Here is a 19,225-nt window from a genome sequence, read left to right as displayed (position 1 = left end):
GTGATCGGCCCGACGGCTGTGGTTGTATCGGCGCGTTTTTAACCGCACGATGTTAGCATCAAAGAATGATCAACGACGAAGGGTCGGGGGACCGGCACGCCGCCCTGGCCTCCGACGCGCGCCGCCAGGTGCTCGACCTCCTGATGGGATCGGCTACCCCGCTCGACGCCGCCGCGGTCGCGGCGCGCATCGGGCTGCACGTGACGACCGCCCGGTTCCATCTCGATCAGCTCGAGAACGCCGACCTGATCCGGCGCGCCGTCGGGCGCGCGGGAACGCGTGGCCGCCCGCGAATTCTCTTCACCGCTGGACCCGCCGCCCGGGAAGGCGGCGCCCAGCACGATCTGAGCCGGGTGCTGGCCACCGCGCTCGCCGAGGACGCCGACAGCGGGCGGGCCCGGGCGATCCGCGCCGGTGAGACCTGGGCCGAGAGCTACGCCGACGAGCTGCGGGGGAGCGCCGCGGAGGGCATCGCGCCGCTGCTGAGTATCCTCGACCGGCTCGGCTTCGATCCGGAGCTGGTTTCGGCGGTGGAGCCGGCTTCGGCTGCGGAAGCCGAGTCCGCGGCGGGCGACGGGGCCTCCGACGGCGTCGCCGTCGTTGCCGCCCCGCTGATCACCCTGCTGGCCTGCCCGTTCCGCGCCGATGCGCGGGACGCCCCCGACGTCATCTGCTCGGTGCACCTGGGCCTCGTGCGCGGGGTCGCCCGCGAGCTGGGCCACGACCCGGACCAGGTCGGGCTGCGCCCGTTCGTGGGCCCCGAGCTGTGCCATTTGCACCTCGGAAGCGAATGGGTCGAGCCGAGCCCGACGGCCGGGTGAGCGCGCAGCCCGAGGACGTGAACTGACGCGCTCCGCCTCGCGCGGTCTCGCTTCGCCCTGCCGCCACCGGGAATAACGGCCCGGGAGGAGGGTTAGGTTGGGGAGGGCGGGAACCGCCCGGCGAGGAAGATGACGGATGAACCCGATCGAGTGGCTTTTCGACGCACAGCTGCAGATCGGAACCCAGACCATTCTCTGGCGCGAGATCATCGGCAACGCCTTCGGCATCCTGAGCGCCGTCGGCGGGATGCGCCGTAAGGTGTGGGCCTGGCCGATCGGAATCGCGGGCAACGTGCTGCTGTTCACGGTGTTTCTCGGCGCCGTGTTCGGCACGCCCAACCCGGTCAATCTGCTCGGCCAGGCCGGGCGGCAGATCATGTTCATCGTCGTCTCGATCTTCGGCTGGGTCCAGTGGTCCACTTATCGCCGGGGGAGCGCGCAGGCTGCCGTGGCCCCGCACTGGGCCGGTGCTCGCGCGCGCATCCTGCTCGGATTCGGGCTCGTCGCGGGCACTCTGGTGCTCACGCCGGTCTTCCGTGCGCTCGGCTCGTTCGAGCCCGTCTGGGCCGATGCCTGGATCTTCACCGGCTCGTTGCTGGCCACGTACGGCATGGCGAAGGGCTGGACCGAGTTCTGGCTGATCTGGGTGGCGGTCGACATCGTCGGGGTGCCGTTGCTGCTCAGCGCCGGCTACTACGCCTCGGCCATCCTCTACATCTTCTACGGCGCGTTCACCCTCGCCGGCTTCTTCGTCTGGATGCGCGTGCAGCGCCGCGCCCGCAGGGCCCTCGCGGTCGACCTGGTGGCCGCAAGGCTCTGACCGGCCCTGACCTGCTCCGCTCAGGTTCGTTGAAGAAATACGCAGGGAGCGTCGGGCCGGGGACAGCGGCACAATGGAGGCATGTCCAACCACCTCGCCGACGCAATCAGCCCCTATCTGCGCTCGCACGCCGACAATCCCGTTGCCTGGTACGGCTGGGGTTCGGAGGCCTTCGTGGAGGCTCGGCTGCGCGATCTGCCCGTGCTCGTCTCGATCGGCTACTCGACCTGCCACTGGTGCCACGTCATGGCCCGGGAGAGCTTTAGCGACCCGGAGCTCGCCGATTACCTGAACCGGCACTTCGTGAGCATCAAGGTCGACCGGGAGGAGCATCCCGAGGTCGACGCCAGCTACCTCGCCGCGGCCAGCGCCTTCGTGGGCGGGCTCGGCTGGCCGCTCAACGTGTTCGTCACCCCCGACGGGCAGGCCTTCTACGCCGGCACCTACTTTCCGCCGTTGCCGTTGCCGGGGCATCCGTCGTTCCGGCAGGTGCTTGAAGCGGTGACGGATGCCTGGACGAACCGCCGCGCCGAGGTCACCGCAAGCGCGTCCCTCGTCGCCGAGGCGCTCGCGGCCGCCGCCGTGCAGCGGGGTGCCGGCGGAGCGCTGCCCGGCCCCGCCGCGCTCGACCGGGTCCAGGCCGAACTCGTGGGCCTGGAAGACCCCCGCTTCGGCGGATTCGGCGGCGCGCCCAAGTTTCCCGTAGCGCCGGTGCTGGGGTTTCTGCTCGGCCGGCCGGGTGCCGTGGGACAGGTTCCGGAAGCGCAGGCCCTCGCCCTGCGCACCCTGAAGCACATGGGTGCCTCGCCCCTGCGAGACCCGGTGGAGGGCGGTTTCTTCCGCTACGCCGTGAACCGGGACTGGAGCGACCCGCACTACGAGCGGATGCTCTACGACAACGCGCAGCTGCTCGACCTCTACACCCAGGCCTGGCAGCTCACCGGCGAGAAATGGGCGCAGACGGTCGCGGAGGGTGTCGCCGGGTTCCTCACGACCGTGCTGCGCCTGCCCGGCGGCGGGTTCGCCAGCGCCCAGGACTCCGAGAGCACCGTTGCCGGTCGCCGCGTCGAGGGCGTCTACTACACCCTGGACGAGGACGCCCGGCGGCAGGAGGAGCCGCCCGCGCTCGATGAAAAGGTGCTCACCGGCTGGAACGGCCTTGCCATCAGAGCCCTGGCCCGCGCCGGGTTCGCCCTCGCCGATCCCGACCTCACGACGGCGGCCGCGAGGGCCGCCGACCACCTGCTCACGCGTCACCTGCGCCGGGACGGCAGCCTCGTGCGGGCCTCCATCGCGGGGCGCACGTCTGCCGCTCAGGCCACCCTGGAGGACTTCGGGATGTGTGCACAGGGTCTCCTCGAGCTTGCTCTGGCCACGGGCGAGGTGCGCTATGCCACGGCCGCGCGCCGGCTCATCGATGGCACGCTGGGGGGAACGGATGCCAAAACGGTACCGTCCGCCGCCGACATCCCTGGCTCCGGCACTCCCGGTACCAGTGCACCCACCGACGCCGCCGGCACTGCCGGCACTGTCGCCGGCGGGATGCCGTTTCGCGCTCCCGACGGGCCCGACCCGGTGCTTGCCGCGCAGGGACTCGCCCTGGACGTCGACCCGTCGGAGGGGGCCTACCCGTCCGGGATCACGGCGACCGCAGAGGCGGCGAACCTGCTCTACCTGCTGACCGCCGACGACCGCTACCGCGCGGCCGCCGTTGCCGCGATGGCGGCCCTCGCCGAGCGCGCACTCGAACGCCCGCTCGCCTTCGGGGCGGCCCTGCGACTGTCCGGCATTCTGACCGGCCCCGTGGAACAACTCGTGGTGGTCGGGGCGGACGTGGTCGGGCCGGGGGCAGGGCCGGACGCGGCCGCCCCCGAGCAACCCGCCGCACTGCTCGACGCGGTGCGCCGACGCGGGAGCGGGCTCGTCGCATCCGTCACCGAGGTTCAGGCGCAGGCCTTCGCCGACGCCGGCTTCGAACTGTTCCGCGGCCGGGTCGCACACCAGGGTCTGCCGACGGCCTACCTCTGCCGTGACTTCGTCTGCCGCCTGCCCGTCACCGATCCCGCCGACCTGCCGATGGCCTGACCCGGACGGAGGCTGGTCGGCCCGGTGGCCGCGCCGGGAACAGAATGGACAGATGGGCATACAGATCAAGCGGGTCTACGACGAACTTTCCGCGAGCGACGGGACCCGGGTGCTGGTCGACCGGCTGTGGCCGCGCGGAGTCTCGAAGGAGGAAGCCCGGCTCGACGCCTGGCTCAAGCAGATCGCGCCCAGCCCGGAGCTGCGCCGGTGGTGGAACCACGACCAGGCCCTTCTGGATGAGTTCGCGGTGCGCTACCGGGCCGAACTCGACACCGCACCCGAGACGACGGCGGCCGTGCAGGAACTCCGCACGCTCATCGCCCGCGACGAGGAGACGCAGACGACAACCACGCTGCTCTACGGCGCTCGGGACCCGATGGTGAACCACGCCAGGATCCTGGCCGAGTATGTGATTGACAGGGCCTGACCCGGTCGCCTGACCCGATACCTGAGCGGAAATCGCGCCGGCCGTCCGGCCTCCGCAGTAACTTCAAGCCGGTAACCTCAAGCCAGCCGACCTCATCGGTCGGCGCCGACGACCGAACGGACTCCGGCGATGCTTCCCGAAATCAACATCTGGGCCGTACTCCTGGCCACCGCGTCCAGCATGGTCCTCGGCGCGATCGGGTACTCGCGCCAGGCGTTCGGTACCTCCTGGATGACAGCCGTCGGCCACGACGAGGAAAGCCTGCGCACGGGCTCGACCGCGATCACCGGGCGGTCCCGTCACCGCGGCGAGCGGGGGACGCAGAAGACGTAGAATAAGAGCGGCGCCACCGCGTTCCGCCGGCTGCTCCGCTCCGGTTTCTGGACCGGTCGTTGCTGTCCGGCATCAACGGACGCACTCTCCCCGGCACTGCGTGTGGTTGCCTCGTGAATGAGTGTTCCCAATTCTTCTCGAGGAGGACCATGGCCACGTTCGATCGCCCGGAAACCGAGCGTCGCTCCTCGAACGAACCGGCAGACAACCTGCCCGTGCTGACGCTGAGCCAGGAACCCGAGCTCGTGCTGCTCTCACCCGACCCGCGCACCCGCCGTTTCGACCGTGATGACGTGGTCGTGCGCAAGGGCGAGATCAACCTGATCAACGGCCACTTCACCCCACACGAGTCGATGGTCAAGGACCTCCTCGCGGTCCGCGACGCGCTCGAACGGGCCGGCATCGACTTCCTGCTCGTGCGCGGCGACGGGGACCGCCCGGTGATCGCGGTCGACCGCAAACGCCGCAAGAACCTCACCCGCATCCTTGCGGAGGCTTTCGCGAACGAGCCCTTCTACGCCAAGCCCCTCGACGGGAATCTGACCCCGGCCCTGCTCCTGGCGGACGGCGCCCTGACGACGCTGCGCAAGTCATCCGTCTTCCGGGTCTACCGCCCGCGCATCGAGCCGATCGGCCGCCTGCGCTACGGCGCCGAGACAGCCTTCCAGTTCGAGCTCTGGCACTTCGGCGATGATGAGATCGTCGCGCCCGTCGAGAACTCGCTGATGCGGGCACGTCTGCCGCGTGCGGAGGCCCGCGAGACCACAATCGATCTCTTCGGGCGCAGCTGGCGCACCCTGCAACACATGTTCGACGACCTGGCCAGCGACGTCAGTTTCGACATCGACATGGTCTTCTCCTGGGTCGACGGCTCGTCCAGTGATTTTCAGCGTGAACGGGCCAAGCGCATGCAGGCCTATGTTGTCGGCGACGGCGACGATTCGGATGCCCGTTTCCGCCAGATCGATGAGCTCAAGTACGCCCTCCGCAGCGTCTACATGTTCGCGCCCTGGGTGCGCCGCATCTTCATCGCCACGGATTCGCCGGCTCCGGTGTGGCTGGCGGAGCACCCGCGCGTCACCATCATGCGCAGCGAGGATTTCTTCCCTGACCTGAGTGTTCTGCCCACGCACAACTCGCACGCCGTTGAGAGCCAGCTGCACCGCATCCCCGGACTGGCCGAGCATTTCCTCTATTCCAACGACGACATGTTCTTCGGCCGCCCTATCGGACCGGAACTGTTCTTCTCTCCGGGCGGCGTGACCAAGTTCATCGAGGCATCCACCCGGATCGGCCTCGGCGAGAACAACACCAGCCGCAGCGGCTTCGAGAACGGCGCCCGGGTCAACCGCGCCCTGCTGCGCGATCGGTTCGGCAAGGTCACCACGCGGCACCTCGAGCACACTGCGGCGCCGCTCCGCAGGAGTGTGATGCAGGAACTCGAAGCGGAGTTCCCCGGCGATTTCGCCCGCACCGCGGCCAGCCAGTTCCGCTCAGCGACTGATATCTCGGTCACGAACTCGCTGTACCACTACTACGCGCTGATGACCGGGCGGGCGGTCGAGCAGACCCAGGCGCGCTCGCTGTACATCGAAACCACGCTGAAGCTGGCACTGCGTCAGATGAACGCCCTGCGCAAGCGCCGCGACCAGGACATGTTCTGCCTGAACGACGGCAGCAACCCGGAGATCTCCGACGAGGTTCGCCGCGCGGCCGTGACCGACTTCCTCGAACGTTACTTCCCGATAGTCGCCCCGTGGGAACGCGAGAACCAGCTCGTTCCCGGCCAGGCCGGGCACACGCCGCCGTCTAGTGCAGAACCGGGATCGGTGTGGTCATCGGGGGTTCGCGGAACGTTGGCAGAGTACCCGCGGGCATGATCCGGATGTTGTCGCCGGCGAGCCGTCGCGCACTTTCCGTCGCGTCGACGTAGTCCAGCGCCGGGTAGTCACCCAGCGGAACGACCGAGTGCAGCACCGTGTCAGCGAACACATGCACGAGGTTGAAGGTGCGTGCCCCGTCGCGGCCGCGCGTGCCGCCGACCGGAACATTCAGGTCCTGGGTGTAGCAGGTGGCCGACGCCACCGACACCGGAATGCCCGCGAACGTCGCGGTCGAGGAGTAGTGCAGGTGCCCGGCGAGGATGCTGCGCACATCCGAGCCGCGCAACACCTGTGCAAGACGGGCCTGGCCGCGCAACTCGACCGACACGGCCAGGTCGAGCACGCTCGGCACGGGCGGGTGGTGCATGGCCAGAATGGTGCCGTCCGGCGCCGGAACGCTCAGCTGGCCGGCCAGCCAGCGCAGTTGGTCGTCGGTCACGGCGCCGTGGTGGTGGCCGGGAACGGAGGTGTCGAGCGTGATCAGGCGCAGGCCGCCGATGTAGTCGACGTGGTCGATCGGCTCGGTGGTCGCCGGCTCGTTCAGCAGCGTGCTGCGGAACGCCGCCCGATCGTCGTGGTTGCCCATCACCCAGAAGACGCGGGCACCGAGCCGCGCCGCGGCCGGCTCGACGATCCGTTGAGCGGCCCGGTAGGCATCCGGTTCGCCCTTGTCGGCCAGGTCGCCCGTGATGATGATGGCGTCGGGTCGGCCGGAGGAGGCTTCGACCTCCGCGAACAGCTGCGCGAGATGGGCGGTGCTGTCGACCTGGTCGTACAGGCGCCCGCCGTTCGCAAGCAGGTGGGTGTCGCTGAGGTGGAGTAGAAAATGATCCGGCTTGGGGTATTCGGCCGTTCGAATGTTCACGGAGCATCCATTCGTTGGGGCTAAGAGCTCTTCGAAGAGTTGGCTGACTCTACCCTGATTATTTGAGCAGCATGAGCTGAACCTTAGGTGAATGCCAGGCGAACACAGTGAAGAGCCCGGGTGTTTCGCCTTCGGGCCCGTCGTCACCGCGAGATCAGGACGTGGTCTCCTTCGTACCCTCTCGAGCCTGCAACGGCTGCTCGGCCGAGGTGGCTCACCGAGGGATGGGTCAGGCCCGAGGTCCGAACGGAGTCAACCGCGCCGCCGCGTGCGAAGCTAGAGCGTGCGCACCTCTTCGTCGATCAGCCCCGTTCGCTACCTGGTGGGGGCGTTCGTCGCAATCATCCTGTTCGCCGGGCTCTACCTCTACTTCGTGCGCACCCTCTCCGGCCAGACCATGGACCAGCTCGCCTTCGACGGCGCGGAGTTCGGACGCCGCAGCGTCACCCCGCTCGCGCAGGAGTTGCTGGATGCCGTTCCGCTGGTCTCCGTCATCGCCGGACTGCTGCTCACCGGGGTCGTGACCGTCGTTCGGCGCAACGGCAGGACCCTGATCGTGGCCTGTGGGGTAGCGCTGGCCGCCGTGTTGAGCACTCAGCTGCTGAAGATCATGCTCCTGACCCGGCCGGACCTCGGGGTGGAGGGCTACGACGGCAACTCGTTCCCCTCGGGACATACAACGGTGGCGGCGGCATCCGCTCTCGCCGTCTTCCTGGTCGCGAGTCCACGTGCCCGCGGCCTCGCCGCCCTCGGCGGTTCCGGCTTCGCCATCCTGGCCGGGGTCGCCACGCTGGCGAACGGCTGGCATCGGCCCAGCGATGTCATCGCGGCTCTGCTCGTCGTGGCGGTCTGGGGTTGCGTGGCCGGTCTGGTGCTGACCCGCGGCCCGTGGTCGATGGGCGGTGCACCGCGCGGCGGGACGAACGCCCGCCCGCCCAGAGTCGACCGCCTGCAGCTGCGCATCCTGATCCCGTTCGCCGCGGTCGCGGTCGCCGCGTTCCTGGTCACGTACTTCCGCGCGTTCGGCGATACCCCGGGAACCCTCATCGCGTACATCGGCGGCGTCACCGCGATCGTTGCCGCGGGGCTCGGGATCGGGCTCACGGGCATCCGTCTGTTCGCCCCGCTGCCCTGATCTGACGGCATTTACGGGGGTGTGCCGGGCCGTGCCCACGTGTAACACTGGGGCTATGCCCGTCACTCTTAGAGCGCTCCAGACCGTGGTCCCCCCGACAGTACTGATCCAGGATCAGGTGCGCGACATCTTCGCCGCCCAGCCGGGACTCAGCCGCCTGGCCCAGCGCCTGGTGACCGCGTCGTTCAACCTGTCCGGGATCGACACCCGGCACACCGTCATTGACGAGCTCACCCTCGACGGGGCGTCGTCCGATCCCCAGTTCTTCGACGCCGCCACGCAGGAGCTGCTCAAGCCGAGCACCCGGGTGCGCAACGAGCTCTACATCGTGGAGGCGACGAAGCTGTTCGTCGAGGCCGGGCGGCGGGCCCTCGAGGCGTGCCCCGGCATCGAGGCCTCGGACATCACGCATGTGGTTACCGTGTCGTGCACCGGGTTCTACGCTCCGGGACCCGACTACATGCTCGTGCGCGAGCTGGGCCTGAACCCCGCGACCCAGCGCTACCACCTCGGCTTCATGGGCTGCTACGCGTCGATGCCCGCCCTGCGCACGGCGAAGCAGTTCGTCGACGCCGACCCGAACGCCGTCGTGCTCGTCGTCAGCGCCGAGCTGTGTTCGCTGCACCTGCGCGCCTCGGACGACCCGGACACGATCGTCGCCTCCTCGCTGTTCTCGGATGGAGCTGCGGCTGGGATCGTCAGCTCCCGCGCCCCCGCGGCGGGCGAGAAGGCCCTCAACCTCGACCTGTTCGAGACCGTGATCACGCCTATCGGCGAGGGGGACATGGCCTGGAAGATCGGCGACGAAGGGTTCGAGATGATCCTCAGCACCTACGTGCCGCACATCATCGACCAGCACATCGAGGGGGCGCTGGCACCCCTCTTCGCGCGGGACGTCGCGCTCAGCGCAGTGTTGGCGCCGGCGCTTGTGCCTTCCAGGGTGCCGTCGCTCCTGCCTGCCGGGGTGCCGGAGGGTGTCTCGGCCGGGTCGGTCGCAACCCTGGTCGCACCGGTTGACGTCGCGCCGGTCACCACACCGGCCACCGCGATCGCGCACTGGGCGATCCACCCGGGCGGGCGCAGCATCCTGGACAAGACCGAGGCGAAGCTCGGGCTGAGCGAGGCGCAGCTCGTGCCCTCGCGGGAGACTCTCCGCACCTACGGCAACATGAGCAGCGCGACGATCCTGTTCGTGCTCAAGGCCATCCTCGACTCCCCGGCCACGGATGACGGCGAGCGGGTCTGCGCGATGGCGTTCGGCCCGGGGCTCACGGTCGAATCCGGGCTGATGACCGTCACCGCCGGGTAGCGGAAGTGGGCATCCCGTCGATGCATTTCCCTTCGGCGCGCCGATCGTCGCGGAGTCGTCCCTTCCTGGGCGTCTCGTCGCTGCGCGTTCCGTCGCTGCGCCGGCGCGCGAGTGACGCCGTCGAGCTCATGGACGACCCCGACTGCGACCCCGACAAACTCGCCAGCACCTACGCGAACTTCCGGTTTGTGAACGCCGTGGTGTCGGGGTGGCGCGGGATGTACCGCCGCGATATCCGGCCATTGCTGTCGAGCACTCGGGAGAGCACCCTGCTCGATGTCGGCTGCGGCGGCGGCGACGTGGCGCGGGCGCTGGCCCGCTGGGCCGCCCGGGACGGCCTGCGCCTGCGCATCACGGCCGTTGACCCGGATGCCCGCGCCCACGCCTACGCGACGAGCCTGCCCCCACTGCCCGGACTGACGTTTCGGCGGGCGCTCAGTTCCGATCTCGTCGCAGAAAGGCGCCGGTTCGACATCGTCGTCTCCAACCATGTGTTGCACCACCTCACCGGCGAACAGCTCGGCGGACTGCTCGCCGACTCGGAACGGCTCGCCGCGCACCGGGTGCTGCACGCCGACATCGAACGCAGCCGGTTCGCGTACCTCGGCTTCGGGCTCGGCACCTGGCCGCTCTTTCGCCGGTCGTTCATCCGCGACGACGGGCTCACCTCCATTCGCCGCAGTTTTACGGCGGCCGAGCTGCGCGAGGTGGTGCCGCCCGGGTGGCAGGTGACGCGGGAACATCCGTCGCGCCTTGTGCTGCGCCGGGTGGTGCCGGCCGGACCGGCGTCTGCCGGGCTCGCGTCGGCTGTGTCGGCGTCTGTGTCGGCTGGGTCGGCGTTGGCTGGGTCGGTTCTTGCTGACACGGTGCCTGCTGGGTCGGTTCTTGCTGAGTCGGTGCCTGCTGGGTCGGTTCTTGCTGAGTCGGTGCCTGCGAGCGTGTCCTTTCCGGTCAGGAGTGACCGGCGCAACGGGCACTCTCGACCGGAAAGGGAACCTGAACGCGTGCACGTGCACGAGCGGGGGCAGGCGAACGCCAGCGGGGCACGGGTTCGGGACGTGATCGTGGTCGGCGGGGGACCGGTGGGCATCCTGCTCGCCGGACTGCTGGCGGTGCGCGGTGTCGACGTGGAGGTGATCGAGCAGCGAGGCAAGCCGTCGCTGCGATCCCGGGCCATCGGCATCCACCCGCCGTCGTTGCGGGCACTGGAGCAGCTGGGTGTGGCGGAGGAGGTGCTCGCCCGGGCGGTGCGCATCCGCGGCGGTGTGGTGCGCTCGGACGGGCGCACGCTGGGCCGGCTGGCGTTCACCGAAACCGTCGACCGGATGCAGAGCGTGATCTCTCTGCCGCAGTTCGAGACCGAGGCCGTGCTGCGCGCGCGCTTCGCCGAACTCGCGCCCGGCCGGCTGCGCGGCGGCGTAACGGTGACCGGGGTGTCCGAGCGCGGTGATCGGGTCGCGGTCGAGACGGCTAAGACAGTCGAGACGGCGAAGCCAGGCGGGACGCACGGGACGGTCGAGGGGATCGGGACGAGCGGGACGGGCGAGGGGGGCGTGCCTGCCGGCGAGACTCTCGAGGCTCGCTACGTGGTCGCCGCCGACGGCGCCCGCAGTCTCGTGCGCGACCTACTCGGCATCCGCTGCACCGCGCGCACCGGCGGCGAGACGTATCTGATGAGCGACTACCCCGACACGGGGGAGCATCCCGGGGAGGCCGTGCTCTTCTTCGAGCGGGGTGGTGTGGTCGAGTCGTTCCCGTTGCCGGGAGGCCGACGCCGCTGGGTGGCCATGACCCCGACCCTGCAGACCGATGCGACGTCCGACGACCTGGCTGCGCTCATCCGTGCCCGCACCGGCACGCAGCTGCCTCCGACGACCGCGGCGGCCAGCGCCTTCTCGGTGCAGCAGCGCCTCGCCACGAGACTTGTAGCGGGACGGGTCGTGCTCATCGGCGACGCGGCGCACCAGATCAGCCCGATCGGCGGGCAGGGCATGAACCTCGGGTGGCTCGACGCGCTGCAACTGGCCCCGGCGCTGGAGCGGGCGCTGCGGGATCCGGAGGCCGCTTCAGGCGTGCTCGGGGATTACGACCGCCGCCGCCGGCGCAGCGCTCGGATGGCCGCCCGGCAGGCCGACTTCAACATGGCGATGGGCGGACCCGTGCAGGGGCTTCGCCTGCGCGCGCGGAACGGCCTCGTGCGCGCCCTCGCGGCGCCGCCCGCCAGCGCCGTGCTCGCCCGCGCCTTCACCATGCGCTGGCTGTAGCTCGCCGCCGCCGCCGGCGCGCCCGCTCGACTCGATCGGCCCGGTGCGCTGGGGCTAACTCAGGAGAAACGTGCGGATGGTGTGGCCGACTCGCAGAACTCCGCGCAAACATGCGAAAATCTGCGGGGGCGCGGCCGCCGCTCGCCGGAATCTCCTGAGTTGGCCACGACGTGTGCGCGGCTGCTGCTGCTGCCCGATTCGGGGTGCAGGTCGGTCCGTGCGCACAACTCCTCCAATTCGGCGGAGCTGCGGCACGGATGCCCGGGACGCCTGGGCGGTTCCGGGCACGCACCGGAATTGGCGGGAGTTATGCACCGGGGCGACGGATGACCCGGGCCGGCCGGGTGATGCGGGCTGGGCGGGGCTGGCCCGGTCGGGCAGGTCGTTGGGGCTAACTCAGGAGAAACGAGCGCACGGTGCGGCTGGCCCGCAGAATCATGCGGAACTTCGCGGGGCTGGGACCGCTGCTCGTGGAATCTCCTGAGTTAGCCACGGAATGGAAGGCTCAGCTGGGTGTGCATGGCGAGCCGGGCCGGCCGACGGGCCGGGCCGCGGCTAGCCGACGCGGGCCGGCGCCGGCGGGGTCCGGAGGCCGCGCACTGCAACGTCGCCGACGACCGCGGGGATGATCGGGGTGGAGGTGACCTGACCGGTGACCGGATCGGGTTCCAGGCCGAGCACGGTGCCGAGCACGGAAACCGCCGCCGCCGCCGACCAGGCCTGCGGGCGGCAGGCGGCCGGGTAGGGCACCGCGGCGGCAACCAGGGAGGACGCGTCGCCCGAGTGCAGTTCCGGCATGCGGTAGTCGAATGATTCGGCCGCCGCGAGCAGCCCCTCGATCAGGATGCCGGCCTCGGCACCGAAACCGGCGCGCCCCAGGCCGGCGATCGCGATCGCGGTGTCGTGGGTCCACACCGAGCCGCCGTGGTAGCTCAGCGGCCAGTAGCCGACGGAGTCCGTCGACATCGTGCGGAGACCGTAGCCGGAGTTCAACTCCGGGGACACGAGCCGGGCGGCCACGAGGGCGGACTCCTCCGCGGAGAGCAGCCCGGTTCCGAGCAGGTGGCCGATGTTGCTGGTCACGGTGTCGACCGGGCGTTTGAAAGCGTCGAGGGCGACGGCCGGGTAGCGGCCGGCGGGCGCGTCGATCCAGAACGAGTCCCGGAACCGGGTCTGGAGCGCGGCCGCCCGGGTGCGCCAGGCGTCGCCGCCGGCCCTGCCGAAGGCGTCGAGCAGTTCGGCGCCGCCGATATAGGCCTCGTAGGCGTAGGCCTGCACCTCGCAGAGGGCAATCGGTCCATCGGCGAGGCTGCCGTCGCGCCACTGGATCGAGTCGCCGGAGTCCTTCCAGCCCTGGTTCGCGAGGCCGTGGCCGGTGATGTCGACGTATTCGAGGAACCCGTCGCCGTCGCTGTCGCCGAAGTCGCGCATCCAGCCGAGGGCCGCTTCGAGGGCAGGCAGCAGAGCCTCGACCTCTTCGGTGGCCAAACCCCAGCGGTAGGCGTCGCGCAGCAGGCAGATCCAGAGCGGGGTGGCGTCGACGGTGCCGTAGTACAGCGGCGGCAGCGACAGGCTCTCGCCGGGCATCGAGTACACATCGGGGCGCAGTTCGTGCATGATCTTGCCGGGCTGCTCCGCGGTCTCGGTGTCGCTCTTGGTGCCCTGCAGCTGCGCGAGCAGGCGCAGCGTGGAGCCCGCGATCTCGGTGCCGAGCGGCAGCAGGAAGCGCGCCGCCCACAGGGAATCCCGGCCGAACAGGGTGAAGAACCAGGGGGCGCCGGCGGCCAGGAACGGCTCGGCCGAACTCGTCGTGGTGGCCATCCGCAGACCGGTCAGGTCGTCGAGCGCACGCGCCACCCAGCGTCCGAGGCGCGCATCGCCGGAGCGCACCGACACCCCGGACCACTCCGGCAGCCCCGATGCGGCCTGCACCACGGTGGCCGCGTGCGCGATCTCGACGGTCCACTCCACGGTGACGCTGCTTTTCGCGGGCACGGTGACCGACCAGGTGCCGGTGACCTCGGTGTCAGCCTCGGCGGTCGAGCCGACCAGCACCCCGTCGTCGCTCACCCCGACCAGCGCCGCCACGGTGTCGGTCGACAGACGGATGCCCCCGCTCGCCTCCGTCACAACGACATCCGGTGCCGCGGGCAGGTCCACGCCCCCGAAAGCGTCGCGCTCGGCGGCCCCCGCGAGGCCGGCCTTCACGGTCTGCATATCGGCGAAATCGGGCGTCAGGCGCACGGACACGGTCGTGTCGACAGCCTGCTCGAGTCCCGAGATGATCTCGATCCGTTCGGTCAGGCGCCCCGCGGTGACCGTGCGGGTGACTTCGAGCCGCAGCCGGGGGTCGGCGGTGCGGTCGTCGAGGTGGCGGAGCAGCGACGTGAAGGTGACCTCTCCCGCGCCGCGCTGGGCGTGTCCGATCGCTTCGCCGGTCCGGCCGCCGATCAGCAGGGACCAGCCGGAGAGGATCCGGGTGTCCGCGTGATACAAGCCGTGGATGGGTTTGTCGGTCTGGCCGTCGGACCGCGACCACGCCTGGGTCGGGGCCGCCAGAACGATGGCGGAGTCATGGAGCAGAGGCTGGACGGGGTGAGAGAACATGAGCGAGGTACGACTCCAGAGGGGGTTGTGGTGCGGATCTGCAGAAGGAACAGAAGGAACAGAAGGAATGGAAGTAGAGAAGGAACAGAAGGAACGGAAGTAGAGAAGGAACGGAAGGAAGAGGGTGGAGAGAAGGACTACTCCTTCACCGCCCCATCGGTGGTGTTCATGATGCGTTTCTGGAAGATGAAGAACATCACCGCGACCGGGATGGTCATGATCGCCGCCGCGGCCAGCTTGAGTGGGTATTGCGTGCCCTGGCTGAGCTGCCCGGAGGCCAGTGACGCCACGCCCTTGGTCAGCGTCGTCAGCTCGGGGGACTGCGTGGCCACGATGAAGTGGGACAGCTCGTTCCAGGACCCTTGGAACGACAGGATGATGATGGTCACCAGGGCCGGCCGGGCCATCGGAAGAACGATCGACCAGAACACCCGGAAGGTGCCGGCCCCGTCGATGCGGGCCTGCTCCTCCACACTCGCCGGAATCGACTCGAAGAAGTTTTTCATGATGAAGACGCCCGCGGCATCCGTGAGCAGCGGCACGATCATTGCAACGTAGGTGTCGTAGATGCCGAGCTGGTTGATCACCAGGAACTTCGGGATCAGGAGCACGACCCCGGGCACGCTCATCACGGCGATGAGCAGCGCGAAGATCACGGTGCGGCCCCGAAAGTGCAACCGCGCGAGGGCGTAACCGGCCAGGGAATTGAAGAAGACGCGGCCGAGGGTGACGAAGACGGTGACGATGGCGGAGTTCTGGAACCAGACCGGGAAGTCCGAGTTGAGGAACAACCTCTCGTACGCGGCCGTGGACCAGGTCTGCGGCAGCAGCGACATGGGATTGCTGGCGCCATCGCCATCCGTTTTGAAGGAGGTGGCGACCTGAATCAGAAACGGGGCGATGTAGATCATCGCGAGCACGATCAGGATCGCGTAAAGCAGCGATCGGCCGGCGATCGCGCGGGTCGGCAACTGTTCCCGGCCCAGGGCGCGCAGGCGTCGGGAGGGAGAGACGGTGCGCTCGCGGGTTCTCACCGTGGTGCTCATTTCGAACCTCCGGATGTCGGAATCGGCAGATACGGACGCATCCGCCGGTTGGAGACCTTGCGTTCGGCCAGCAGAGCGCGCTGGAACAGGGTGAAGGCCACGATGATCACGAACAGGATGAACGCGATCGCGGCGCCCTGGCCCCAGGCCTGGTTGGTGAAGGCGGCCTGATAGGAGAGATAGGCCGGAGTGAGCGTGGTCTTGCCTGGTCCACCCTGCGTGCCGGTATAGATCTGGTCGAAGACCTGCCAGGCACCGATCAGGCCGAGGGTGAGCACGGTGAAGAGGGTCGGTCGCAGCTGGGGCAGGGTGACCCGCCAGAACCGCTGCCAGCCGTTGGCGCCGTCCATCATGGCGGCCTCGACGACGTCGCCGCTGAGGTTCTGCAACGCGGCGATGAACAGCAGCATGAACGTACCGCTGGTGGTGAACACGGCCATCAGGATGAAGGCGCTCATGGCCACGGATGGCCCGGCGAGCCACTCCCAGAAAGAGATTCCGAGGAACGTGTTGCCGGTGAGCGCGACCGGGCCGGTCTCGACGCCGAACGCTCCGAGGATGTTGTGCAGCACGCCGCTGGGGTCGTTGAACCAGTTCGGTCCGTTGACGCCGATGAACGCCAGCAGTTTGTTGACGGCGCCGCTGGCGCTGAACAGGAACAGCCAGAGCACCGTGATGGCCACCGAGCTGGTCACCGACGGGAAGTAGAACGCGGTGCGGAAGAAGCCGCGGCCGCGCAGGATCTGCCGGTTGACCAGCACGGCCAGCAGCAGCGACAGCATGGTCTGGGTCGGCACGACCAGGAGGACGTACCAGGCGTTGTTACGCAGCGCCGTGCCGAAGTCCTGTTCGGCCAGGCCGCCGCCGCCGACCAGGGCGGAGTAGTTGTCGAGGCCCACGAACGACACTGTGCCGCTGAAGGGGCTGCCGCGGCCGTTCCAGTCGGAGAAGCTGACCCAGAGGGCCATCAGCACCGGGATGACCAGGAACAAGCCGAGCAGGATGATCATCGGGGCGGTGAAGAGCCACCCCGAGGCGGTCTCGCCGCCCCGGATATTCGAGCGGCGAGCCGTGCGTGCAGGCGTCGACATGGTGGACTACTTCAGCAGTGCTTCGAGGTTCTTCTGCACGGAATCGAGAATCGCTTGCGCGTCCCCGGTCTTCAGCGACTCGAGCTGGGCGTTCAGGTCGCTCGTGACATCCGCGGCGCCCTGCACGTTGGGCACGCCCTTGGCGTAGTCGGCGCCGTCGAGGAAGGCCACCAGGGTGGGGTTGGCGCTCTTCCAGTCTTCGGCGGCCGACTTGATCGAGGGCATCGGGCCGAATTCTTCCGAGAAGGTGAGCTGGGCATCCTTGCTGGTGAGCTGTTCGACGAGCTCGAGCGCGCCGGCCTGGTTGGGGCTGTCGGCGGCGATGCCCCAGCAGTTGGTGAACTGCAGGGTGCCCTGGCCCTCCGGGCCTGCAGGCAGCTCGGCGACCGTGTAGTTGACGTCGGGGAAGTCGCTCTTCATCGCGCCCGTGATCCAGTTGCCCTCGATGGTCATGGCCGAGAGCTGCTTGCCGAACGCCTCGCCACCCCAGCCGGCACCGATTTCGCTGGCGTAGCTCATCACCCCGTCGTTCAGGAGGGTCTGCGCGTATTCGAGGCCCGCGACGTTCTCCGCGCTGTTCGCGGTGACCTCGGTGTTGTCTTCGCTCATCAGGCTGCCGCCGGCCTGGGCCATGAACGCGCCCAGACGGGCGTATTCGCCGCCGAGGGCGAGTCCGACCTGGCTGTCGGTCGTGAGCGTCTTGCTGACGGCCGCGAGCTCGTCCCAAGTGGTGGGGATGTCGGCATCCGTCAGCCCGGCCTGAGCCCAGAGGTCGTCGTTGATGATCAGACCCAGGGTCGAGAAGTCCTTCGGCGCGCAGTAGAAGTCGCCCTCGTACGTGAAGGAACTGACCAGGCTCGGGTAGAAGTCGTCCTTGTTGGCCAGATCGTCGCCGTAGGCCAGGAGCGAGCCGTTCGAGGCATAGCCGGCGAGCGCATCCGTCGACAGGTAGAAGACGTCGGCGGGCTTCTGGGCCGCGAAGCCCTGGGCGAGCTGCTGGTTGAGGTCGCTGGCGACGCTGACCTTGGCGTCGGTGCCAGAGGTCTCGGACCAGGCGGCCACGGCGGCGTTGACGGAGGCGGTCTCGGCGTCGCCGCTGGAACCGATCAGAATGTTGAGCCCCTCGGTGGAATCGCTCGTGAGCTCTCCGCCCGAATCGGCGGTGTCGCCGCCGAAGCCGGATCCGGAACCGCACGCGCTGAGGGTGAGGGCGCCGGCCACGGCGAGCCCGGTTCCGATCAGCCAGCGGGAGTTGCGTCGTTGCATCTTGTTTCTCCTTGAGTCGCGCATCGATGCGCGTTTGCTTGTGTAAAGGTCACGATAGCTGAATTTATTTGAACGATCAAACTTTTTTTTGATCGATCTAATCACCGTGTTTCCGCGATCCGTCGAGACGCGGTATTCTGTGCAGAACAATATTTGATCGTTCAATTCACGGGGGCAGGCGCGTCCGGCAAGGGCGTGGGGCAGGAGCGGCGATGGGTGGGTTCCCCACGGTGACGGATGTCGCGCTCGCGGCCGGCGTCTCCCGGCAGACCGTCTCGAATGTGATGAATTCGCCCGGCATCGTGCGCACCGACACCCGCCAGCGGGTCGAGGCTGCCATCGCCGAACTCGGGTACCGGCCGCACGCCTCCGCCCGCCGGCTGCGCACGCGGCGCAGCTCGACCATCGGCATCCGGCTGGACCCGATGATCGACGGCATCTCCGGTTCGGTGCTCGACCGGTTTCTGCACGCCGTGACCGAGCAGGCCGACGCCCAGGGGCTGCGGGTGCTGCTGTTCACGGCCACGAGCCCCGAAGACGAGATCATCCAGTTCCGGCGCCTGAACGACGGAGCGGATGTCGATGGTTTCGTGCTCACGTCGACGTTCGCCGGCGACCCACGCACCCGATGGCTGATCGAGAACGGCATCTCCTTCGTCACCTTCGGGCGGCCGTGGGGAGTCGACGATATGAACGACCCGCAGCACCTGTGGGTGGATGTGGATGGCTGGTCCGGCCTGCACGCCACCACGCGGACACAGCAGGAGACCGGAGCCCGGCGCATCGCCTACATCGGCTGGCCCAGCCCGTCGGGCACCGGCGACGACCGCCGACGAGGCTGGTACGACGCGATGATCGAACGCGGCGACGTTTCGGAGCGGGACTTGGCCGTGCTGGAGATCGTCACCACTGACGGCGTCAGCCAGGGCACCGCGGCCATGCAGCAGTTGCGGCAGAACGCCGGCCAGATCGATGCCGTGCTCTGCGCGAGCGACTCGCTCGCCCTCGGGGCGATGATCGCGAACCCCGAGCGTGTGCCGGTCACCGGCTACGACAACACCCCCATCGCCGCCGCGATCGGGCTTTCCAGCGTCGACCAAGCAGTGGACGAGGTGGCCGCCGGAGTGCTCGAACTGCTCACCGGCGAGTTCGGCGGCAAGGTGCACGGAGCCCCCGAGTCGGCCGAACCCCGGCACCGGATGGTCACGCCCCGGCTGGTCGTGCGCGAGTTCGCCGCCATCCCAATGGACGTGCCGCGGTAGCCGCTAGCATG

The 19,225-nt window shown here is 69.0% G+C and carries 15 protein-coding genes; 10 read left to right on the top strand and 5 right to left on the bottom strand.

Translation table 11 applies throughout. The features are described 5' to 3' along the window. Positions 1-65: 65 nt before the first annotated feature. The 6 genes from CXY82_RS14400 to CXY82_RS14375 all read left to right on the top strand — a co-directional run bounded on the left by CXY82_RS14400 (position 66) and on the right by CXY82_RS14375 (position 6,366). Positions 66-821 carry a metalloregulator ArsR/SmtB family transcription factor gene (locus CXY82_RS14400; protein WP_104171525.1) on the top strand — a complete coding sequence of 252 codons (756 nt, stop codon included), beginning with the start codon at positions 66-68 and terminating at the stop codon, positions 819-821. A 136-nt stretch (positions 822-957) separates the two neighbouring features. Next, positions 958-1,641, top strand: coding sequence for a nicotinamide riboside transporter PnuC (gene pnuC / locus CXY82_RS14395; protein WP_104171524.1), 684 nt, complete (start codon positions 958-960; stop codon positions 1,639-1,641). Between the two features lie 81 nt (positions 1,642-1,722). Continuing rightward, entirely contained in the window at positions 1,723-3,726 is a 2,004-nt protein-coding gene (locus CXY82_RS14390) for a thioredoxin domain-containing protein (RefSeq protein WP_104171523.1), read from the top strand. A gap of 52 nt (positions 3,727-3,778) precedes the next feature. Beyond that, positions 3,779-4,153 (top strand): DUF488 domain-containing protein, encoded by a 375-nt coding sequence (locus CXY82_RS14385; protein WP_104171522.1) that lies wholly within the window; start codon positions 3,779-3,781, stop codon positions 4,151-4,153. Between the two features lie 129 nt (positions 4,154-4,282). After that, positions 4,283-4,486, top strand: a complete 204-nt coding sequence (locus CXY82_RS18145) for a DUF1761 domain-containing protein (RefSeq protein WP_146069144.1) — start codon at positions 4,283-4,285, stop codon at positions 4,484-4,486. Positions 4,487-4,635: 149 nt separating this feature from the next. Beyond that, positions 4,636-6,366, top strand: a complete 1,731-nt coding sequence (locus tag CXY82_RS14375; RefSeq protein ID WP_104171521.1) for a stealth family protein — start codon at positions 4,636-4,638, stop codon at positions 6,364-6,366. Here the strand turns inward: CXY82_RS14375 and CXY82_RS14370 are convergent. After that, complete coding sequence (locus tag CXY82_RS14370; RefSeq protein ID WP_199180978.1) at positions 6,296-7,234, bottom strand: phosphodiesterase; 939 nt, start codon at positions 7,232-7,234, stop codon at positions 6,296-6,298. The genes CXY82_RS14375 and CXY82_RS14370 overlap by 71 nt on opposite strands. Positions 7,235-7,517: 283 nt before the next feature. Between CXY82_RS14370 and CXY82_RS14365 the strand changes: the two genes are divergently transcribed. The 3 genes from CXY82_RS14365 to CXY82_RS18140 are packed head-to-tail and all read left to right on the top strand — an operon-like array spanning position 7,518 to position 11,942. After that, on the top strand, positions 7,518-8,369 hold the full coding sequence (locus CXY82_RS14365; RefSeq protein ID WP_104171520.1) for a phosphatase PAP2 family protein: 852 nt from the start codon (positions 7,518-7,520) through the stop codon (positions 8,367-8,369). 55 nt (positions 8,370-8,424) lie between these two features. Further along, positions 8,425-9,678 (top strand): type III polyketide synthase, encoded by a 1,254-nt coding sequence (locus CXY82_RS14360; RefSeq protein WP_233193928.1) that lies wholly within the window; start codon positions 8,425-8,427, stop codon positions 9,676-9,678. A 20-nt stretch (positions 9,679-9,698) separates the two neighbouring features. Beyond that, the gene (locus CXY82_RS18140; RefSeq protein WP_233199359.1) at positions 9,699-11,942 is read left to right on the top strand and encodes an FAD-dependent monooxygenase; all 2,244 of its coding nucleotides are present in this window, start codon (positions 9,699-9,701) and stop codon (positions 11,940-11,942) included. A gap of 555 nt (positions 11,943-12,497) precedes the next feature. On the opposite strand, the gene CXY82_RS14340 is transcribed toward CXY82_RS18140, so the two are convergent. From CXY82_RS14340 to CXY82_RS14325, 4 genes are all read right to left on the bottom strand, one after another. Continuing rightward, positions 12,498-14,549: a glycogen debranching N-terminal domain-containing protein gene (locus CXY82_RS14340; RefSeq protein WP_104171519.1), complete on the bottom strand. Its 2,052-nt coding sequence runs from the start codon at positions 14,547-14,549 to the stop codon at positions 12,498-12,500. Positions 14,550-14,686: 137 nt separating this feature from the next. After that, positions 14,687-15,595 carry a carbohydrate ABC transporter permease gene (locus tag CXY82_RS14335; protein WP_104171518.1) on the bottom strand — a complete coding sequence of 303 codons (909 nt, stop codon included), beginning with the start codon at positions 15,593-15,595 and terminating at the stop codon, positions 14,687-14,689. Continuing rightward, on the bottom strand, positions 15,592-16,686 hold the full coding sequence (locus CXY82_RS14330) for a carbohydrate ABC transporter permease (protein ID WP_104171517.1): 1,095 nt from the start codon (positions 16,684-16,686) through the stop codon (positions 15,592-15,594). Before CXY82_RS14330 ends, CXY82_RS14335 begins: the two co-directional genes overlap by 4 nt. A gap of 6 nt (positions 16,687-16,692) precedes the next feature. Continuing rightward, complete coding sequence (locus CXY82_RS14325) at positions 16,693-17,952, bottom strand: extracellular solute-binding protein (RefSeq protein WP_104171516.1); 1,260 nt, start codon at positions 17,950-17,952, stop codon at positions 16,693-16,695. Positions 17,953-18,164: 212 nt separating this feature from the next. On the opposite strand from CXY82_RS14325, the gene CXY82_RS14320 reads away from it, so the two are divergent. After that, a complete protein-coding gene (locus tag CXY82_RS14320) occupies positions 18,165-19,214 on the top strand; it encodes a LacI family DNA-binding transcriptional regulator (protein ID WP_104171515.1) in 1,050 nt (349 codons plus the stop codon). Positions 19,215-19,225 lie beyond the last annotated feature (11 nt).

Origin of the sequence: Cryobacterium sp. M23, assembly GCF_002929655.1 — a bacterium.
Taxonomy (GTDB): domain Bacteria; phylum Actinomycetota; class Actinomycetes; order Actinomycetales; family Microbacteriaceae; genus Cryobacterium; species Cryobacterium sandaracinum.
This window is presented reverse-complemented; position numbering and strand designations above follow the sequence as displayed.

Excerpts from the sequence above, each read along its gene's own strand:
- CXY82_RS14400 (WP_104171525.1), top strand. The coding sequence starts at position 66 with ATGATCAACGACGAAGGGTCGGGGGACCGGCACGCCGCCCTGGCCTCC.
- pnuC (WP_104171524.1), top strand. The coding sequence starts at position 958 with ATGAACCCGATCGAGTGGCTTTTCGACGCACAGCTGCAGATCGGAACC.
- CXY82_RS14390 (WP_104171523.1), top strand. The coding sequence starts at position 1,723 with ATGTCCAACCACCTCGCCGACGCAATCAGCCCCTATCTGCGCTCGCAC.
- CXY82_RS14385 (WP_104171522.1), top strand. The coding sequence starts at position 3,779 with ATGGGCATACAGATCAAGCGGGTCTACGACGAACTTTCCGCGAGCGAC.
- CXY82_RS18145 (WP_146069144.1), top strand. The coding sequence starts at position 4,283 with ATGCTTCCCGAAATCAACATCTGGGCCGTACTCCTGGCCACCGCGTCC.
- CXY82_RS14375 (WP_104171521.1), top strand. The coding sequence starts at position 4,636 with ATGGCCACGTTCGATCGCCCGGAAACCGAGCGTCGCTCCTCGAACGAA.
- CXY82_RS14360 (WP_233193928.1), top strand. The coding sequence starts at position 8,425 with ATGCCCGTCACTCTTAGAGCGCTCCAGACCGTGGTCCCCCCGACAGTA.
- CXY82_RS18140 (WP_233199359.1), top strand. The coding sequence starts at position 9,699 with ATGCATTTCCCTTCGGCGCGCCGATCGTCGCGGAGTCGTCCCTTCCTG.
- CXY82_RS14340 (WP_104171519.1), bottom strand. The coding sequence starts at position 14,549 with ATGTTCTCTCACCCCGTCCAGCCTCTGCTCCATGACTCCGCCATCGTT.
- CXY82_RS14335 (WP_104171518.1), bottom strand. The coding sequence starts at position 15,595 with ATGAGCACCACGGTGAGAACCCGCGAGCGCACCGTCTCTCCCTCCCGA.
- CXY82_RS14330 (WP_104171517.1), bottom strand. The coding sequence starts at position 16,686 with ATGTCGACGCCTGCACGCACGGCTCGCCGCTCGAATATCCGGGGCGGC.
- CXY82_RS14325 (WP_104171516.1), bottom strand. The coding sequence starts at position 17,952 with ATGCAACGACGCAACTCCCGCTGGCTGATCGGAACCGGGCTCGCCGTG.
- CXY82_RS14320 (WP_104171515.1), top strand. The coding sequence starts at position 18,165 with ATGGGTGGGTTCCCCACGGTGACGGATGTCGCGCTCGCGGCCGGCGTC.